At 54.8% G+C, this 17316-nt stretch carries 11 protein-coding genes; 6 read left to right on the forward strand and 5 right to left on the reverse strand.

What is annotated here, in order from left to right; all coding sequences use genetic code 11:
- Positions 1-337 precede the first annotated feature (337 nt).
- Positions 338-1690, reverse strand: coding sequence for a peptidoglycan-binding domain-containing protein (locus FUA23_RS15010; protein WP_147931574.1), 1353 nt, complete (start codon positions 1688-1690; stop codon positions 338-340).
- Positions 1691-2015: 325 nt separating this feature from the next.
- Here FUA23_RS15010 and FUA23_RS15015 point away from each other — a divergent pair, with 325 nt between their 5' ends.
- Positions 2016-3086, forward strand: coding sequence for an App1 family protein (locus FUA23_RS15015; protein ID WP_147931575.1), 1071 nt, complete (start codon positions 2016-2018; stop codon positions 3084-3086).
- Positions 3087-3231: 145 nt separating this feature from the next.
- On the opposite strand, the gene treS is transcribed toward FUA23_RS15015, so the two are convergent.
- The gene (treS, locus tag FUA23_RS15020) at positions 3232-6522 is read right to left on the reverse strand and encodes a maltose alpha-D-glucosyltransferase (protein WP_147931576.1); all 3291 of its coding nucleotides are present in this window, start codon (positions 6520-6522) and stop codon (positions 3232-3234) included.
- Between the two features lie 404 nt (positions 6523-6926).
- Between treS and FUA23_RS15025 the strand changes: the two genes are divergently transcribed.
- Both FUA23_RS15025 and FUA23_RS15030 read left to right on the forward strand, forming a co-directional pair.
- Entirely contained in the window at positions 6927-7754 is an 828-nt protein-coding gene (locus FUA23_RS15025) for a hypothetical protein (protein WP_147931577.1), read from the forward strand.
- Between the two features lie 189 nt (positions 7755-7943).
- The gene (locus FUA23_RS15030; protein ID WP_147931578.1) at positions 7944-10847 is read left to right on the forward strand and encodes a CHAT domain-containing tetratricopeptide repeat protein; all 2904 of its coding nucleotides are present in this window, start codon (positions 7944-7946) and stop codon (positions 10845-10847) included.
- Here the strand turns inward: FUA23_RS15030 and ribA are convergent.
- The gene (gene ribA / locus FUA23_RS15035; RefSeq protein WP_147931579.1) at positions 10840-11472 is read right to left on the reverse strand and encodes a GTP cyclohydrolase II; all 633 of its coding nucleotides are present in this window, start codon (positions 11470-11472) and stop codon (positions 10840-10842) included. The genes FUA23_RS15030 and ribA overlap by 8 nt on opposite strands.
- Before the next feature lie 178 nt (positions 11473-11650).
- Here ribA and FUA23_RS15040 point away from each other — a divergent pair, with 178 nt between their 5' ends.
- Positions 11651-12172: a C40 family peptidase gene (locus FUA23_RS15040; RefSeq protein WP_147931580.1), complete on the forward strand. Its 522-nt coding sequence runs from the start codon at positions 11651-11653 to the stop codon at positions 12170-12172.
- Here the strand turns inward: FUA23_RS15040 and FUA23_RS15045 are convergent.
- Positions 12169-12660, reverse strand: coding sequence for a DUF4174 domain-containing protein (locus tag FUA23_RS15045; protein ID WP_147931581.1), 492 nt, complete (start codon positions 12658-12660; stop codon positions 12169-12171). The genes FUA23_RS15040 and FUA23_RS15045 overlap by 4 nt on opposite strands.
- A gap of 178 nt (positions 12661-12838) precedes the next feature.
- On the opposite strand from FUA23_RS15045, the gene FUA23_RS15050 reads away from it, so the two are divergent.
- Positions 12839-13390, forward strand: coding sequence for a class I SAM-dependent methyltransferase (locus tag FUA23_RS15050; RefSeq protein WP_187271075.1), 552 nt, complete (start codon positions 12839-12841; stop codon positions 13388-13390).
- Between the two features lie 369 nt (positions 13391-13759).
- Positions 13760-16594 carry a TolB-like translocation protein gene (locus tag FUA23_RS15055; RefSeq protein ID WP_147931583.1) on the forward strand — a complete coding sequence of 945 codons (2835 nt, stop codon included), beginning with the start codon at positions 13760-13762 and terminating at the stop codon, positions 16592-16594.
- Here FUA23_RS15055 and FUA23_RS15060 read toward each other — a convergent pair whose 3' ends face one another.
- Positions 16595-17314, reverse strand: coding sequence for a LytR/AlgR family response regulator transcription factor (locus tag FUA23_RS15060; RefSeq protein ID WP_246144246.1), 720 nt, complete (start codon positions 17312-17314; stop codon positions 16595-16597).
- Positions 17315-17316 lie beyond the last annotated feature (2 nt).

The following is a 17316-nucleotide window of genomic DNA, read 5'->3' on the forward strand; positions in this document are numbered from 1 at the left end:
GAGTATCAATTTACACGCTGATGGACCCAGTAAAGCTGGTGTTAAGCATAAACGAATGCGAGCGATGTGGTCCGATAAGGCCCGTGATAAAGTTTTTCTAGATAGTATGCGTTAGCCCTGCCCCCGGCCCCTCTCCTCGGGAGAGGGGAGACGAGACAGGTGGCAAATTCGTGATAATAGTGCATTTGGTGATACACGCTGGAAACCTCACCCCAACCCCTTTCCCGACACGCTTCGCCTCAGGCTTAGTGGAGAGGAGCTATCCGGAAGAAAACGCTCTGCGTTTAATGGTGAAAAAACGCCGAAGAGGCTAACAGGCAGATAACAGGCCCTATGCTTAAAGGAACCGGTCAAGCTGTGCCCCAACAAGGTTTTGCAGCATGGCGCTGGAGAGGTCCCGCGCGTCGGTAGCCGAGAGGCCTTTGTCCATGTAGTAGTCCTCAAGACGGACCTGAGACTGCTGATAGGTGAGGCGGAAAGCACTGAAGATTTGAGCGTGCAGAGGATCCTCGGTAGCCCATTCTTCGAGGTTGGTCCAGATGGTAGTAACCCAGTTGTTGATGCGACTGACGGCAACGGGAGTGAGTGCCTGGGTAGCATTGGTCAGTTCACTGCGCTGTTGTACGAGTTGGCGGGCGCGGGCGTCGTTGGCCATCCCCGCCGAGAGGTCTTCCACGACAGCCAGTAGCGTACTCACTTCGGGCCACTTGCTGATTCTTTCGGTGTTTCCTGCCGGGGCCAAAGCCATTTCGCTCAGTTTGCGGTACTTGCGGATTTCGGGCATGTCGTCCCAGGCCGCTTCGTAGGCAGCGGTTGTGCCGGGGCCGTAGTAGCCATCGATGCTGCCCGCGTAGTAACCCTTCTCTTTGAGGACGCGCTGCAGTTCTGCGGAGCTGTGGCGTTTCGTTTTGCCGTCGATGGCGGGCAGGTTGAGGGTGGGGGAGGAGGCCGGACTCGGCAGACCGGTTGTGGCCGCCGGAGTAGCCGTTGTTGTCGGCGTTGCGGCGGGGGTAGCCGGAGCGGGTGCCGGAGAATAAGCTACGGGTGCGGGAGTGGCCTTACTTCCGTAGGTAGCAGGGCTTGCTGTTGGTTCCGGCGTCTCGGGAACGGGGGCTTTAGCCGTAAGGTCGATCGGGATCAACGGTTTCTTGATTCCGGTCTCGAACTGATTGATGGGAATGAGGCGAACGTTATTGATCGTTTTTACAAATGCATCGCTGTAACCAAGTTCACGGATAGCGGGCAGGAAGCTTGCGGCCGTTCGTGCATCCGGGTAGATGCCGGTTACGATTTTATTCACCCCGTCTACCGACTCGACGAACAACTGGCCGGCACGCTCCAGGGTGGGCCAATCGATAGAGCGGTCTCCTGAATGCAGCGCGATCTGAATCACCGTAACCTGCTGGCCGGTGCTAAGCGGCAGGGCCAGAGCCTGGGCGTTGCGGAAGCCGTTGTTGTTCAGGGACGCTGCGGTAGCGTTGGCTTTTGCTACATCGGAGTACTGGCCAACGTACACATCAACGGTATTATCGGCGCCTGCTGCGCCGTAGACGAAGCCCTGGCCACGCAGGCTCGTAAAGTCATCGGCTTTCACGTCGCGGAAAGTCCCGACTTTGATGGTGTACAGGTTCTGAGCAATCAGAGATCCGGTAAACCCGAACATGAGAAGGAGAAGGAGAAGTCTTTGCATGGTATCAGTTGTAAAGTTCTGGTAGGTGAACGCTTCTTGTAACGTTTGGGGTTGGGGTGTAGTATTTTTAAGCCAATTAGCTGTACTGTCTGAGGAGTCGGATGGGCGCAAACCCGATTGTCGCATAACTCCCTCCCAGCCTCCCCACACCGCGGTACTTGGGAGAAGCAATCGCGACAATCTGGTTTGCGCCCGAATCACATTGCAGCGATTAGATGTTTTTTGTGGCAAAGAAATTTAGACTTCTATCCTTACATCTGATATACTGCCAGTTCATTGTATAAGCCCAACCAAACCCCACCCTCCACCGGCCCGTTATCCCAATATGCCCCTGAAAAACAAAATAAGCTCCCTCGGAAAAATCCTTCATCGCGAATGGGATGAAGTTGTAGATCGCCTCGGTTGGGGCAACGACAAACCCGTCTCGATTGCAAACTACACCGGTTTCGGCCGCGAAGACTACCTCTACCTCACCGGTCGCGTACTGCGCGACCGGGGCATCCGCCGGGAGGAACGGGACAGCCTGTTGGACAACGTTGTCAACAATTTTAAACGTTTCAACAGCCGCGAAATTCCTGGCGCAGAGGTAACCATCACCTGGGGCGAGCACGAGTTTCAGCGGACGACCGACAGCGAAGGCTACTTCCACGTCGAGCACCACTGCCCGCCGGACGAGCACGTCCACAGCGACCACGACTTCTGGCAGGAGGCGGAGATCAGGGTGACCAGCATACCGGGAGAGGAAATCTCCGAGGTTGTCTCACACTCCGCAGTTGTAGTGCCCCAAATCGCCGAGTTCGGCGTCATCAGCGACATCGATGATACCATCCTGCAAACTGACGTCACCAGCCGGCTGAAGTTGAAAACGATGGTACACACCCTGCTGAAGAATGCCGGCAAACGCCGGGCTTTCGACGGCGTATCCGATTTCTACCAGGCACTCTCTCTCGGTCCCGACGGAGAAGGCTACAACCCGCTGTTCTACGTCTCCAATTCCCCCTGGAACCTGTTCGACCTGCTGCTCGATTTTCTGGACCTCAACCGTTTCCCCCGCGGACCGGTGTTGCTGCGCGACTTCGGCCTGCCGGCCGAAGACACCATCGCCAACTACAAAACGCACAAGGCGGACATGGTGAACAAGATCCTGTCCACCTATCCCAGCATGCCGTTCATCCTACTGGGGGATTCCGGAGAGCACGATACCGATATTTACCTGGAAGCCGCCAGGAACAATCCCGGCCGTATTCTGGCCATTTACATCCGCGACGTGATGCACGAAAGACGAGCACAGCGAATTGAGAGCCTGATCGAGGGCATTAGCGATATCGAAGTGCGTCTGGTGGCGACTTACGCTGAGGCTGCGGAGCATGCACGCAGCAACGGGTGGATTGTGTAACGAATGCTTATAGCCTCGCGCTTCAGCAGTTTGAAATTACAAGGGCGCGACCACCCGCAAACTTTCTTTGCACCTGCGGCCGCGCCCCTGTTTCTTTCTCCTTCAGTAAACATCCCTCGGTTAAAATGGGACTGTTTTGCCCGGGTTAATACTCCAGGAGTTCCAGCAGGCCACGGAGTGGCACTGTCACCTGGCCGGGACGGTAATTGAGATCGTACCGAAGCTCTTGCAGCGCTTTCTCGATCCGGAAAGTATCGATGAGGACTTCAAGATCGGCTTCATCGTCGGGCAGGAGGCGTGTTCCTTCGGTTGCCTTGCGGTAAGCGGTAAGGAACTCGGCCGAGAGGTAACGGTTGGCGGTGCGGAGCCAGTCCTCGAGGTGTTCAGCGGTTTCTTCGCGCACGCCGGGCGCGATGTCTTCGTAGACGAGACCGCCAGCGTAGCTGATGCTGCGCATCAGGTTCGCGATGTCCTTGGCCGGGCTGCGGCGCAGCCGCCGCTGACTGTAGCTACGGTCGGGGTCGCCATCGAAGTTCTGGATGATGAAGTTCTCGTCGGCCAGAGCAACCTGCATCAGGGTAAAGTCACCGTGAATGCGGATTTTGTCCGATTCTATTTTATGGTCGAAGACGCGTTTAAGTAACTCATGGATTCGACCTTCGAGCGCTACTACGGCTTCGCCGAGTCCGGTAGCGTCTTCGTCCAGCTCAGGCAGGGTCTTTTTCAGGAGGTCGATAGTCGCCCGAACGTCACCTTTCAGTCCGGCGTAAACGCTGCGCTGATAGTGGAGGCTGAGGGCTTCCTTTTTGAAGTTCTTCTCGGTTCCGTCCTTCACGATGAGGTGGTAAGACGCCAGCGTGCGGCCAAGCTCTGCCATTTTAGTGATGAACAACGAGCCCAGAAGATCCTGAATGGTTTCGGGCATGTCCTGGTACATGATGTTGTCAGTGACGGATACTTCATCGGGTTTTGCCTGTGGGGCATCCTGATTGGGCTGCTGCAGGCGGGTGATCACTTCTTCAGCAAACCTTTGGATATTATTTTGGACGTAATCCCATGCGCTTCCGTTGCTTTCGTAGCGTTTTTCAAAGATGCCTAGGGTCGCGTACATACTTTTACGCGGGGAGAAGTGTAGTGTTCCCACCACTTCAGGCGCGTTTCTGTAACCGCGGTTAGTAAGCAGTTTTTTGACCTCCAGGTCAGGAACGATTTCAGCGTCCACCCTGCGGTAGAACTTGATATTGTAATCTTTACTTTGCAACAGCATGTACTCCGTTCCGGAATTCACGAGGTTGGCGTCCTGGGCGCCGATGGTGGTGATGCTGTCCTGGGCAATGAAGTCTACTCCTTTCAGCTCCCCGAAGTCTTTGAGGCCGGCAACGAGTCCCCGGCGATACTCTTCATCGTAGAGTGCGTCGAGCAAGACAACTTTTGTGTCACCAACTTCTACCATGGCCAGTACTTCCTCCCGCGGAGCATAGTCTACTTCTTCGCGGAAATTGTGGAAAGCCAGTGGCAGCTGAACCAGTTCCGGCAAGCCCTCGAGGTAGGAGAGCTCCATTAACAACCAGCCGAAGTGGCGCTCGCCGTTGGTTTGCATGCGGTAATCGAAAATTTTGACGGCTTCGAGTTGCTCGGAGCGGGCTCCCACCCAGGCTGCGGAATGCAGGTACGCGGGCAGTACTGTTTTCTCGAGGGTACGCAGGTTTCCTTTGCTGAAAAAGTCATCCAATTCACCCGTCACGAGGTTGGGGGTTGTGAGGTCCCGCCTGTCGATGCCTCCGCGGTTGGCTGATTCGATCTGTAGCCAGTAATAACCGTGGCCGGCCAGCGTGATCTGGTAAAGGTCGCGTCCGATGTCGTTGAAGTACGTCCGGCCAAAGGCTTCCTGTACCTTGCTGCCTTCAAATTCGCTGAGGTCGAGTTGGGCCGATTGGGGGTGGCGGCTCAGGTTGATGACTACTACAACTTTTTCTTCTTCGTACTCGCGCGTGAAGGCAAGGATGCGGCCATTGTCCGGTTTGATCCATTTGATAATGCCACGACCGAAGACCTGGAAGTTTTTGCGCTTCGCGAGTAGCTTTTTGGTCCAGTTCAGCAGGCTGTTGGGGTTCTGCTGTTGCCGCTTCACGTTTACCCACCGGTAACTGTACTCAGTGTCACGGATTACGGGCATGTAAAGGCTGTGGGGGTTAGCATCGCTGAAGCCAGCATTTTCGTTGCCGTTCCACTGCATTGGCGTCCGTACGCCGTCACGGTCTTTGAGGTAAATGTTGTCGCCCATCCCGATTTCGTCTCCGTAGTAGAGAACTGGAGTACCCGGCAGGCTCATCAGCAGGACGTTGAGGAGCTTGATCTTGTCGAGGTCGTTGTCCATCAGTGGTGCCAGCCGGCGGCGGATGCCGACGTTGATGCGGGCCGTTTTGTCGGCGGCGTAGACGTTGTTCATAAAGTCGCGCTCCTCTTCGGTCACCATCTCGAGGGTCAGCTCATCGTGGTTGCGCAGGAAGGTGGCCCACTGGCAGTTTTCGGGTATTTCGGGGGTTTGGTCGAAGATGTCAGTGATGGGGTGGCGATCTTCCAGCTTCACGCTCATATACATACGGGGCATGAGGGGGAAGTGGTAGTTCATGTGGCACTCGTCGCCGTCGCCGAAGTAGCTGGCGCTGTCTTCGGGCCACATATTGGCTTCGGCGAGGAAGAGTACGTTGTCGTAGTTGTCGTCTACGTGTTTGCGTAGTTTTTTGAGGTAAGCGTGAGTTTCGGGCAGGTTCTCTCCGTTGGTACCTTCGCGTTCGAAGAGGTAGGGGATGGCATCGAGGCGGAAGCCATCGATGCCCATATTCATCCAGAAATCGAGGATTTCGATGATTTCGCGCTGTACGTCGGGGCTGTCGTAGTTCAGGTCGGGCTGGTGACTGAAGAAGCGGTGCCAGTAGAATTGCTTCGCCACGGGGTCCCAGGTCCAGTTGCTGGTTTCGGTGTCGGTGAAGATGATGCGGACATCGGGCCATTTTTCATCGGTGTCTGACCAGACATAGTAATCGCGTTCGGGAGTCCCGGGCGCGGCGTTGCGGGCGCGTTGGAACCATTCGTGCTGATCGGAAGTGTGGTTGATGACGAGCTCGGTAATGACCTTGAGGCCACGATCGTGGGCGGCTTCCAGGAAGCGCTTGAAGTCATCTACGTTACCGTAGCGTTCGGCTACGCTGTAGTAATCCTGAATGTCGTAACCATCATCACGCAGCGGGCTGGGGTAAAAGGGAAGCAGCCAGATGGCGGTTACACCAAGCTCTTCCAGGTAGTCGAGTTTTTGTTCCAGGCCTGCGAAATCACCAATTCCGTCGCCGTTACTATCGTAGAAGCCCTTGATGTTGAGTTCGTAAATGATGGCATCCTTGTACCATAGTGGTTCGCGACGGTAATTATTGGTCATAACTCGGATTTGCTTGAAAGAGATTAAACTGCCGTAAAAACGTGAAAGGAAGGCAGATGTGCAACTCAAGACGAAAATGATTGCTTTTTTTGTTTGCTGGGCACAGGCAACTATAGCATTGATCCAGGAAGGCTTTCCGGGCGCGGCCGCAGGTGCCGGGTGACGTTTTTGGAGTACGCACAGGCAAGCAGGGGAAGAAGCTCCGGCGCTACACTAACGGACAGTTTTGATTTGCCACTTCACCCTCCGCCCTCTCCGGCAAGGTTTGCTTCGAAGTGTGCTCCGGTGCAAAACGTTGGCTATTTTGTGGCGAGCGTTTTGGTCGGCCCGGGATGGCCAGCCGTGATCCCAAAAGCTGATGTTTATCAGGCCACCTTTCGCGTAATACCCGTAAAGAACAGACAATGGAATTTCAACTGAAGCCGATACTGTCCGAGATAAAGGAATTGTATTCGAAACCAGCATCCCCCGAACGGTTCAAAGAATATATTTCTAAACTTCAGGGAGGTACGAAAGGGGATCTGGCTTTGCCCATCTCAGGGTTCAACCCGATGGCTAAAAGTCACGTACTCGAAAAGATTACCGAATTAGAGCAGTTGGACGCCGAAGGCCTAATGGAGGAGGTAATCGCTGAATTCAACGAATCAATAAAGTCGGAAACCTGGCCGTCGTCCGGGCCTTTCTCTGTTTCTGCGCACCGTAACGGTGCGGGGAAGCAACCGGTCAAATCCGGTTTGCGGCGATCAAAAGATGAAGTGTTCATCGTCGTGCTCAACCTGGCGGATGACCTGAAGGGTGGGTGGACAAATCACTATTCAACGGATTTTGACAGTAAATTCAAACTGAATGCACTCGTGAGTCGGAATTTTTGTGCCCCCTACTTTTGGACGAGTGAATCTTATTCGAAAGCTACGATCAGAAAGAGAACGCGGGAGTACTTAAGCAGAACGCTTTACCGACTCAATAACCCGCAACCGAAGACCCTTACTGAGCATCTGGTGCAGGAGGTTTTCGTAGCTGGAAGGGCAGGAGAAGCGCATAAAAGTTGCAACGAAGCGGGTGTTTCGGGGACAGAGGCCTTTTACCTGAAGAACAAGGATTCGGATGAATACGGTAAGATCTTCAACTTCTTCTACGGCGACGAAGGCGCCGCTAGTTTGGGGCTCAGAACCTATGGAATCGGAAAATGCGATGGGTACGACTACGCAAAACTGGTTTCACGTAGAACTTAAGCAGCGCCCTGAGATGGGAATGCAGTGGCTTCTACGCTGCTCAAGACCTCTCCGCTCTGCCGGTTAAAGGACTCAGCTTCGATGAATTGAGGATCCGTCCATTGTTTTCTAAAAGCTACCCTTGCACCTGCGGCCGCGCCCCGGGATCGAAAAAAACCTACCTTAGAGGTATCATCCTTACCTCTGTATATGCTCGCTTTACGTCTGTTCGCCTGCTCGTTTTTGCTATTTGCGTCCTTTTTTCTGACCGCACAGCCGGCGGACAGCGGAAAAGAAGAGCACCTTGCTGACTCCGCCCGGGTAGCTGGGTTTCAGCGGGCGCTTGCCTGGTATAAGCAAGATAGCTTTGCGATGAGCCGGGCGGTGGTCGACTCTTTGGCTCACGACGCAGCGGGTAACCTGATCGTGGACAGCCTTTCGGGCCTGGCTTATCATTTGGCGGGGATGAGTTATTACCAGACGTACGATGATATCAATGCTGTCCCGCAATACATCCGGGCTATCCGTATCCGTGATGCGTGTTTCGGAGCGCCTCACATAGATCAGGCGCATACGCGCTACAACCTGGCGAACTCGCTGCAATGGTTGGGGCGGCCCGATACGGCGACTTATCTGTTGCGCGAAGCCATCGATATCTATGATCAACTGCCCCAAAAAGACACGACCAACTGGCTGCGCAGTCTGAAGCTACTCGGTGTGATCGCGCAGGAAAATAACGACCGGGAACTGACCCGGAATACCATTTTAGCGATGGTCAGTCTTCTGGAAGAGTTCAGCCGGCCTACTCCCATAGATCAGTACCAGATGTACTATGATGCCGCTGATGCATTTGAGTATTTGGGGCAGCGGGAAGATGCTATTCTGTACGCCGGGAAAGCCGCTGCTGCTGCCCGGCTACTGGCCAGCCCCAGCCAGGAAGCAGACGCTGTAAACATCGCAGGGAATAACCATCGGAAAACGGGTGCGTACCCGGCTGCCCGCAAGGCGCACCTTCGTGCGCTGGAGTTACTTGGTAAGGAGGCGGAAAAGCCTTCGTCTTTTCACATCACTTACAATCACCTCGCTCAGGTAGCGCTCGCCGAAGGAAAGCATCAGGAAGCTCTGGATTTCCTGACGGCGGCTGCCGCTTACCCCTCTAACCCGGAGTTCCCGGCAATGGCCGCCGACTGGCCACTGTTGAAGGCGGCTGTGCTGGAAGCGATGGGTAATGACGACGCAGCACTGAATCAGTATGAGGCAGGAATGAAAGCATTGGCGGGAAACGGAGTGCAGGGCAACGAAGGTGCTCTGAGGATGGTTCCTGACAGTATAATCGACCTCCATTTTGCAATCAACCTCTATACCCGCCGGGCAGACCTTCACGCCCGTAACGGGCGTTTCGAAGCCGCGCTCGCTGACATGGAAGAAACTTTTCTGTTGCAGGATCGCCAGCGCGAAGGGGTGTCTTCCGACGGAAGCCGCTACGCCCTCAGCGCCGAAGTGTGGCCCTGGTACGACCGGGCAATCGGCCTGCACTACGACCTCTACAAAAAAGACGGAAGCGAAAGCCACCTCTGGCAGGCTTTTCGCCTCAGCGAAAGCGCCCGTGCTTACAGCCAGCTCGCTGCGCTTGGCCGCCAGAAAATGGCGATGGGCCGCAGGGAACAGGACCTGCGCCGGAATATCGCCCGGTTGGAACGTGCCGCGGTAGCTAACCCCGCTCTGGAAGTGGAGCGTGCCGAACAGCAATTGCGGCTTGAGTTACTATTGCGTACCGAATACGGTAAAGAGGCACCAACTCCCGCTCCGCCGGAGAAGGATGATCTCGTTGCCTATCTGGGCCGGCACCATGCCGGCCTGGTGGAGTATCACTTGGGCAAAGAGCGGGGATTCCGGTTTTACCTGCGCCCGACGGGAGAACTGGAGGTACGTTTATTACCACCGGCTGATAGCCTGCGTCAACTGACTGAAGACTGGATTGCTGCCATATCGGAGAGCGCCTACCAGATTAAAAGCCTGAGAACTGAAGCAGAGCAAAACGCTCTTGACCGAAAGTTCCTGACGTACGGTAAGGTGCTTCATGATTATCTGATCCCCGAATCGGAAGCTTCCGGAGACGCCCCGGAACAGTTCGTTCTGGTCCCGGATGGCGCTCTTCATTTCTTACCTTTCGCTGCGTTGCCGGCAGGAAACCCCGCGGTTCCGGTAGACTACGGAAAATTGGAGTACCTGGGGGATCAGGTTGAGTTGCAACTGGCATTTTCGGTTCGCTACCTCCTGGAGCTCGAATCGAAGCCCGCCGGAGAGTTCTCAACTGATCTGCTGGCTTTTGGGCCTTCTTTTCGCGGAAGTGCTTCAGCAACGGAACTGAGCCAGGCCCGCGGTGCGCGGGCCGACCGGGTGCTGGTTACCTCAGAAGGGGCTAATCTGCCGGGGTTGTTACCCCTGGCCAACAACCGGGCGGAGGTAGAAGCCATCTCGAAGCTGGTACCCAGAAACAAAGTCTTTCTCAGTGAAGCTGCGACCCGCCAGGCTTTTCTGCGGGAGTTGGGTGATCAGCGCATCCTGCACCTGTCCAGTCATGGAATGGTGAATGCAACAGACCCCAATCTTAGTTTCATTGCTTTCTCTCAATCCGGTGATCGGGTGGCGGAGAATGAATTATTGTTTTTCAACGACCTGTCTTTCCTGCCTCTTAACGCACAGCTGGTCGTACTCTCGGCGTGTGAAACGAGTCTTGGTCCGGTAGTTCCCGGCGAGACAGTGCTCAGCCTGGGGAATGCCTTTGCTGCAGCCGGAGCAGAGAGTACGCTGAGCAGCCTCTGGCAGGTGGACGATGCTGCGACGGAACAATTGATGGTAGCCTTTTACCGCAACCTTGCGGATGGCCATTCGAGAGCAGAAGCTCTGGCGACAGCTACGTCTGAGGTGAGGGCAAGCCAAACCTTTGCGCATCCGTATTACTGGTCGGCAATGGTTTTGCACGGAGCCTCCGGCCCGGTAAAAATCGCTAAACGGCGTGGATGGTGGGTGGCATTCCCTCTGGTGCTCGTGTTGCTCTCGGCACTGTTTGTAGTGCGGATGAATCAGAAGGCGAAGAAACGACCTACTTGAAAAGGTGGCCCATTGAAAACTCTTTAGTTCTGAGGTAACTACGGTTTTCTTTGATGGGGTCAACGATAATGGGGAGACGACGAACAACTTCGACCGGGCCTTCGCCGAAGGCTTCCAATTTTTCGGGGTTGTTGGTCAGGAGTTGGATTTTGCTGACGCCGAGGTCGGCCAGAATTCCCTGCGCTACCTCATAATGGCGGGCGTCGATCTCGAATCCCAGGTGCACGTTGGCTTCGATGGTGTCAAGACCGGTATCCTGTAATTGGTAAGCTTTCAGTTTGTTGATGATCCCGATGCCGCGGCCTTCCTGACGGAGGTAAACCACAATACCCTTACCTGCTGCGGCAATGCGCAGCGCCCGGTTGAGTTGTTCGCCACAATCGCAGCGCTTCGATCCGAATAAGTCTCCGGTAATGCACTCTGAATGAACCCGGACAATCACCTCGGTATCGGGGTCCATTTCAGGATGAACCATCGCAATGTGCGGAGCGTAGGCATCAGGGTCCTCGGAATACGCAATCATGCGGAAGTCGCCGTAGGGGGTTGGAATGATGGCCTCTGCACGGCGGGTAGCCGCAGCAGCAGAAGTATCGGGTAGCAGTATGGGGTCGCCGTGTTCGACCATGGAGGAATAGAATCTTTCGTATGGGAACGTTCAAGTAGGCATGCGGTTGCAGCCCCGGACGAATTAGGTCACGAAAGAAGTAAACTGATGCCCGTCGTATGCCGGTTAAAATGTCGTTAAGTTCAATACCTTTAGCCGCCTTTATAGTGTTTATAAATGCACATCCGATCCAATATTCATGAAGCATTTTTCCCTCTTTCTTTTCATTCTTCTGCCGGTCCTGTTTACAGGTTGTGGTCTTTTCAAGCCAGTTGACTCTACTGGCGGAACCCGTTCGCCGGGATCTTCGGGCTCCGCCTCCGGCGGAGCAACTGCGTTCATTCGTGCCGATATCGTGGACCACGCCAAAGAGTTGATGGGCCTCCGGTATAAATACGGTGGGAATAAGCCGAGTGAAGGCTTCGATTGTTCCGGCTTCGTGCTTTACCTGTACCAGAATGCGGGCATAGACATCAACCGGGTTTCGCGGGATCAGGCGAAGCAGGGCAAGTCGGTTCCGCTCAGCAAGGCCCGGCCGGGGGATTTGGTTTTCTTCAAACGGAACGGCAAAGCCGTTCATCACGTGTCGGTGATCGTGGAAACAGGCATCAACAAACTCATCGTTGTTCACGCGACTAATAGCGGAGTGATCCGGGAAAACATTCTGGAAAGCCGGTACTGGGAGCCAATGCTCTATCAGGTGCGGGACATTCTTGATTAATAGTTCCGGCGAATCTCGGCGGTACCTGATTTCTTGTTTGCGATCTGGCTGCGGTTGCCTTTTCCCCGTATTTCGGCTGCTCTCATGGGCATGGTGTCGATGAGGTTCATCAGTACTGATGGCGGGGTGATTCGGTTGCGGGCGCGGAACTTCTCGTGCCCGTCCAGCCCTACGAGCACCAGCTCTACCTGAAATTCTTCGGCGCCAAACTTCTGGTACATTTTCTGCGAGGCAGCCTGGTCAAGGAACCGGCCGGTGTTCTCGAACTTACCATCGGGCGTAATAAACATGAATACGACATTACGCTCCTCCAGTTCGTCGACCTGGCCGTAGAGAAGTTCAACTTGCCGCTGAAAGACCGGGTCTTCGGGAGTAGGCGTAAACAGGAGTACCACGCGTGATTTCCAGCGGTAAGAGTTCAGTGACTGCGCATCGAGTGGTACTGAAGAGCAAAGGGTCAGAAGGGTGAAAAATAATAAAGCTTTCATGATGTTGCAACGTATATGAGTGTGTACCGTGTTCGATTTCAGTTAGTTGTGTTTTTTTTTGCGCGGACGCAGGATGCAAAGAATGGATTTTTGAGAGCAATGCCGTAGTTTGGACTTTTCTCAGGCTCATCCCCCGCCGGTACCGTAAAAGGATGCCGAATCACATAATTTCATTCCCTTGTCTACATTCTCATTTCTTCTTGAAGGTATTCGCAACCTCCGCACCACCGGCACCTTTACGCGCAGCAGTACGGCGTTGTGTGAAGCCGCCATTGACAATATCGATTTCGGGACCGCGCGGGTTATCGTGGAACTCGGAGCCGGCGATGGGGTGATAACCGAACACATTCTTAAAAGGTTACATCCTGAAGGGAAGGTGATCGCCTTCGAAGTAAGTAAAGACCTGTGCGATGATATGCGGGCGATTGGTGATCCGCGTCTGGTTGTGGCGGAAGACAGTGCCGAGAACATCCGGCACTGGCTGGATCAGATTGGGGCCGATAAAGCGGACCACATTGTATCGGCGATTCCGTTTGCGGCCCTACCGGAAAACCTGGGCAAAGCAATCGTCCTCGCGGCAAAAGATAACCTGCAGCCCGGCGGATGCTATAACCAGGTACACTACAGTCTTAAAACCAGGGCTTACTACGAAGAGGCATTCGGGAAGGTAGAAACCCGCCGGGTTTGGGCGAACCTGCCGCCAGCCTGGGTGCTTTATTGCCTTCGCTGATTGGGTTGAGCGCCTCTGGCGCGATCTAATCGCGCCAGAGGCGCTCAACCCATCCGGCTCGCGAGGGGCTGAACCCAGCCTTTTCTTTCCTGCACGTGTAAGCCTAGCCCTGACAGCTTGAGTTAACGAAATATCAAATATGATCCACTAAGGTTTTAACGGGCGCTTAGCTTAGCGTGGGGTGCAGAACTCCGCGCAGCGGTTTCGGAACCCATGGTTTCGTTATTCACCCGATGAGCAATCGCGCCAGAGGCGCTCAAACCGGGTTCGGACAAACAGCAGGCACGCAAACGTAGATTGATCCGACGGGGTGTCGACGTTATCCCTAAACATTGTTGTTACTTTATCCCCAAGTACATTGCCGATCTTATGCGTCCGTTTCTTTCTTTGCTCCTCCTTACCATTCTCAGCACCTGCGTCAGCGCCCAGATCGGGCTGCACCCGCCGACGATCGACTTTCAGCAAATCCGGAGCGACCACGCTCGCATCATTTTCCCGAAAGGATACGAAACACGCGCAATGCGCGTGGCTTCACTGATCGATGAACTGCAGGCGAACCACACCCGCAGTATCGGTGAAAAAATATTCGATGTAGACCTTATCCTGCAAACGGCAACCACCGAGATAAACGGCTACGTAGGGCTGGGCCCTTTCCGGTCCGAGTTTTACGCTACGCCACCCCAGCAACTCAGTTTCCTGAGCAATACGGAATGGTTGGACTTGCTCACTATTCACGAGTACCGTCACGTGCAGCAAAACAGCAACGAAAGGCGGGGAATCACCAAGCTGTTCTCGTGGTTGCAGGGCGAAAATGGCTGGTCGGTATTCAGCTTCCTGGCTACGCCTAACTGGTTCAGTGAAGGCGATGCCGTAGTCTACGAAACGGCCCTGAGTGGCGCAGGCCGTGGCCGTACACCGGCATTCAGCGCAACCCTGCGGAGTCTGCTGGACGAGGACATCATCTATCCCTACGCAAAATCCCGCAACGGCAGCTACCGCAGCCTGGTGCCCGATCACTACCGCTACGGGTACAGCACGCTTACTTATGCGCGGGAACGCTTCGGTAACGACGTCTGGAAGTCTGTCCTGCACGATGGTGCAGCTTACAAAGGTTTAATCTATCCCTTTGGCCGCGCGCTGAAAAAGAAAACGGGCTATAAACCTGCCGCTTTGTACAAGGCTGCGTTGCTCGACCTGAAAGCCAAACAGGACAGCGCACTGGCTGCCCGTGGCCCTTTGGTGGAAGGCGTTGCCTTCGGCGATGCATCGGAAGAAATAAGAAACTATAAGTTCCCGGCCATCAACGATGAGGGGAGGGTAGTGGCTTTACGCACAGCCTTTAAGCATACTCCCGCCCTGGTAGTGGTAAGTGCCGAAGGAGAGAAGGACGAAAAACTAACGTCGGTCGGTATCCAGCGGGAGCCATATGTGCACGTACGGGGCAACCTGGCCGTCTGGATGGAAAACCGGGTAAATCCCCGTTATACCAACGAGCGCTTCTCGGAAATAATCCTGTACGACATGAAAAGCGGACGAAAAAAGCAACTGACCGAAAAAGGGAAGTATTTCTCTCCGTCTCTCAGTTTCGACCGGCGGCGCATCGTGGCCGTCGAGCACGCTCCGCTGGAGGGGCCTCCGGCCATTGCTGTGCTCGAGAGTAACACGGGAGCGGTTGCAGCAAAATTCAAAGTTGACGCGCAGTCGGTTTCCTTCCCGCGCTTTTCTCCGGACGGAAAGACGGTTTATTTCTACGATGTCGGCTTTGATGGGGTTGCACTTCGCTCGCTGGAACTGGAAACCGGAAAAACACGATTGCTGGAAGAGCGAAATCACGAGCCCCGGGATTACCTGCAGGTTACCGGAGACGGCAACCTGATAATGAGTAGCGGCCGCGACGGAGTCGATAATGTCTATCTGCTGGAGCCGGAAACGGGCCAGCGCCGGCAACTAACCAATCTTCGTATCGGCGGCGCTTATCCTTTCCTTTCGCCGCAGGGGTACCTGTATTATGCCGAAGCAACTCCCAAAGGAGAGCGATTGAGACGGTTGGCCCTTCGTGAGGAAAACAAATCGAACTCCGCCTTACGTGTGGTCTCTAACCCTGCCGGCCCCAACATCTTTGAGCGCCCCGCCGCTTTCAGCGCCGAAACAGAAAATCTTACCCAAAACGTAGTGCTGAAGGATTATCCGGTAAGTGATTTCAACGATAAGCTCGGGGGCGTGAAGCTGCACAGTTGGTCTTTCAACGGAAGTTACGTTAATCCTGGCTTCGAAGTGGCGGCAGCGAACGCTCTGAATACCGTCGGCATCGGCGCGGGGGTGTACTACAACATCGACGAACGGCGAACCTCAACGGGCTTAAACGTAGACTACGGAGGTTGGTATCCGGTACTCAGCCTGGGGGTGAATTCTTCCGGCCGGACGTACAACACACTAGACGCAGGAAGGGACACATTGATTCTGCGCGGCTACGATTTCAACCAACAACGATTCAGCCTCGGCGCACGCGTGCCGCTAACGTGGATCAGGGGCGACTTTCAGTCGCAGCTGACACCGGCCTTATCCGTAGGATATGTGACCACGTCAGATTCCGAACTGACCGAAGCACCGGATGGATTTTCAGACCTCAGTTTTTCGGTGAGTGGGAGTTACCTGCACCGTACCGCTTACCAGCAGGTACAGCCGCGCGCAGGAGTAGCCGCCCGCCTTGCTTACGCCTCGGTTCTGAGCGGGACCGACGGGAGCCGTTTGTTGTTTCAGAGTTCACTGTACCTGCCGGGTCTGTTCCCGACGCACGGTTTCAAACTGGATTTTGACGTGCAGGCCGAAAACAGCGCCAATACTTACAGCTACCCTAATGCCTTTAATTACGCGCGTGGCTACGGCCGGTCGATCAACGACCGGGTTGTACGCATCGGAGCTAACTATCAGCTGCCGCTCGCCTACCCGGATTTTGGTATTGCGGGGATAACCTACTTTCAGCGCATCCGCCTCAATGCTTTCTACGATTACAGTCGCCTGGCAATAGAAGACGTAACGCTGACAAGGCCTGACGTCAGCTCGGTGGGCGGACAGCTCTATTTCGACAACGTCTGGCTGAACTCTGCCCTCATCACCGTCGGGGTGCAGGTAGCATATTTGCCCGATGCGTTCCCCGGGCAGGCGAAGACTGATTTCAGACTTCTGTTCAGTGGCGGGTTCTGATCATCCCTTCACCCACTCGCGGACGGCGTCGCGTTGCAACTTGCCTACGGGGAGAACCTGGGTGTTCTTCATGACCAGTTGGTTGCCTTCCAGATAATCGACCAGGGCTTTGCGGACGACGTAGCTTTTGTGTATTTTCAGGAAATCGGCGGAGGGGAGTTCTTCCATCATTCCGCTCAGGGTCCGGGTGGTGAGGAGAAAGCTGTCACCGGTCCATATTTTTACGTAGTTGCCGTAGCTTTCGAGGTAATGGATGTCGGCCAGTTCTACCCGCCGGTACTGGCGGTCTACCTTAACGAAGAGGTGATCTTCCCTTGCCTCTGTCCCTTCGCTGGCACCTGCGGCCCCGCCTAATTCAGACCTCACTTTATTGACCGCGCGCAAAAAACGGGTAAAACGAAAGGGTTTGAGGAGGTAGTCGCTCACCTGCAACTCAAAGCTCTCGATGGCGTATTCCTCGAAGGCGGAAGTGATGATTACGCGTGGCTTTCGTTCGAGCGTACGCAGGAAATCGAGTCCCTGCAGTTCGGGCATATTGATGTCCAGGAAAATAAGGTCGACCTCTTTTTCACTGAGCAGACTGTATGCTTGTGTGGCCCGGTGGCAGGTGCCAACGATGGTTAAAAAGTCAAGGTCTTTGGCGTAAGCTTCTATTATCTGATGCGCCAGGGGCTCATCGTCGATGATCAGGGCAGAGATGGTGTTGGACGTGGAAGACAAGG

The sequence above is a fragment of the Neolewinella aurantiaca genome (genome assembly GCF_008014675.1).
Lineage (GTDB): Bacteria > Bacteroidota > Bacteroidia > Chitinophagales > Saprospiraceae > Neolewinella > Neolewinella aurantiaca.

Coding starts and splice junctions, on each gene's coding strand:
- FUA23_RS15010 (WP_147931574.1), bottom strand. CDS start 1,690: ATGCAAAGACTTCTCCTTCTCCTTCTCATGTTCGGGTTTACCGGATCT.
- FUA23_RS15015 (WP_147931575.1), top strand. CDS start 2,016: ATGCCCCTGAAAAACAAAATAAGCTCCCTCGGAAAAATCCTTCATCGC.
- treS (WP_147931576.1), bottom strand. CDS start 6,522: ATGACCAATAATTACCGTCGCGAACCACTATGGTACAAGGATGCCATC.
- FUA23_RS15025 (WP_147931577.1), top strand. CDS start 6,927: ATGGAATTTCAACTGAAGCCGATACTGTCCGAGATAAAGGAATTGTAT.
- FUA23_RS15030 (WP_147931578.1), top strand. CDS start 7,944: ATGCTCGCTTTACGTCTGTTCGCCTGCTCGTTTTTGCTATTTGCGTCC.
- ribA (WP_147931579.1), bottom strand. CDS start 11,472: ATGGTCGAACACGGCGACCCCATACTGCTACCCGATACTTCTGCTGCT.
- FUA23_RS15040 (WP_147931580.1), top strand. CDS start 11,651: ATGAAGCATTTTTCCCTCTTTCTTTTCATTCTTCTGCCGGTCCTGTTT.
- FUA23_RS15045 (WP_147931581.1), bottom strand. CDS start 12,660: ATGAAAGCTTTATTATTTTTCACCCTTCTGACCCTTTGCTCTTCAGTA.
- FUA23_RS15055 (WP_147931583.1), top strand. CDS start 13,760: ATGCGTCCGTTTCTTTCTTTGCTCCTCCTTACCATTCTCAGCACCTGC.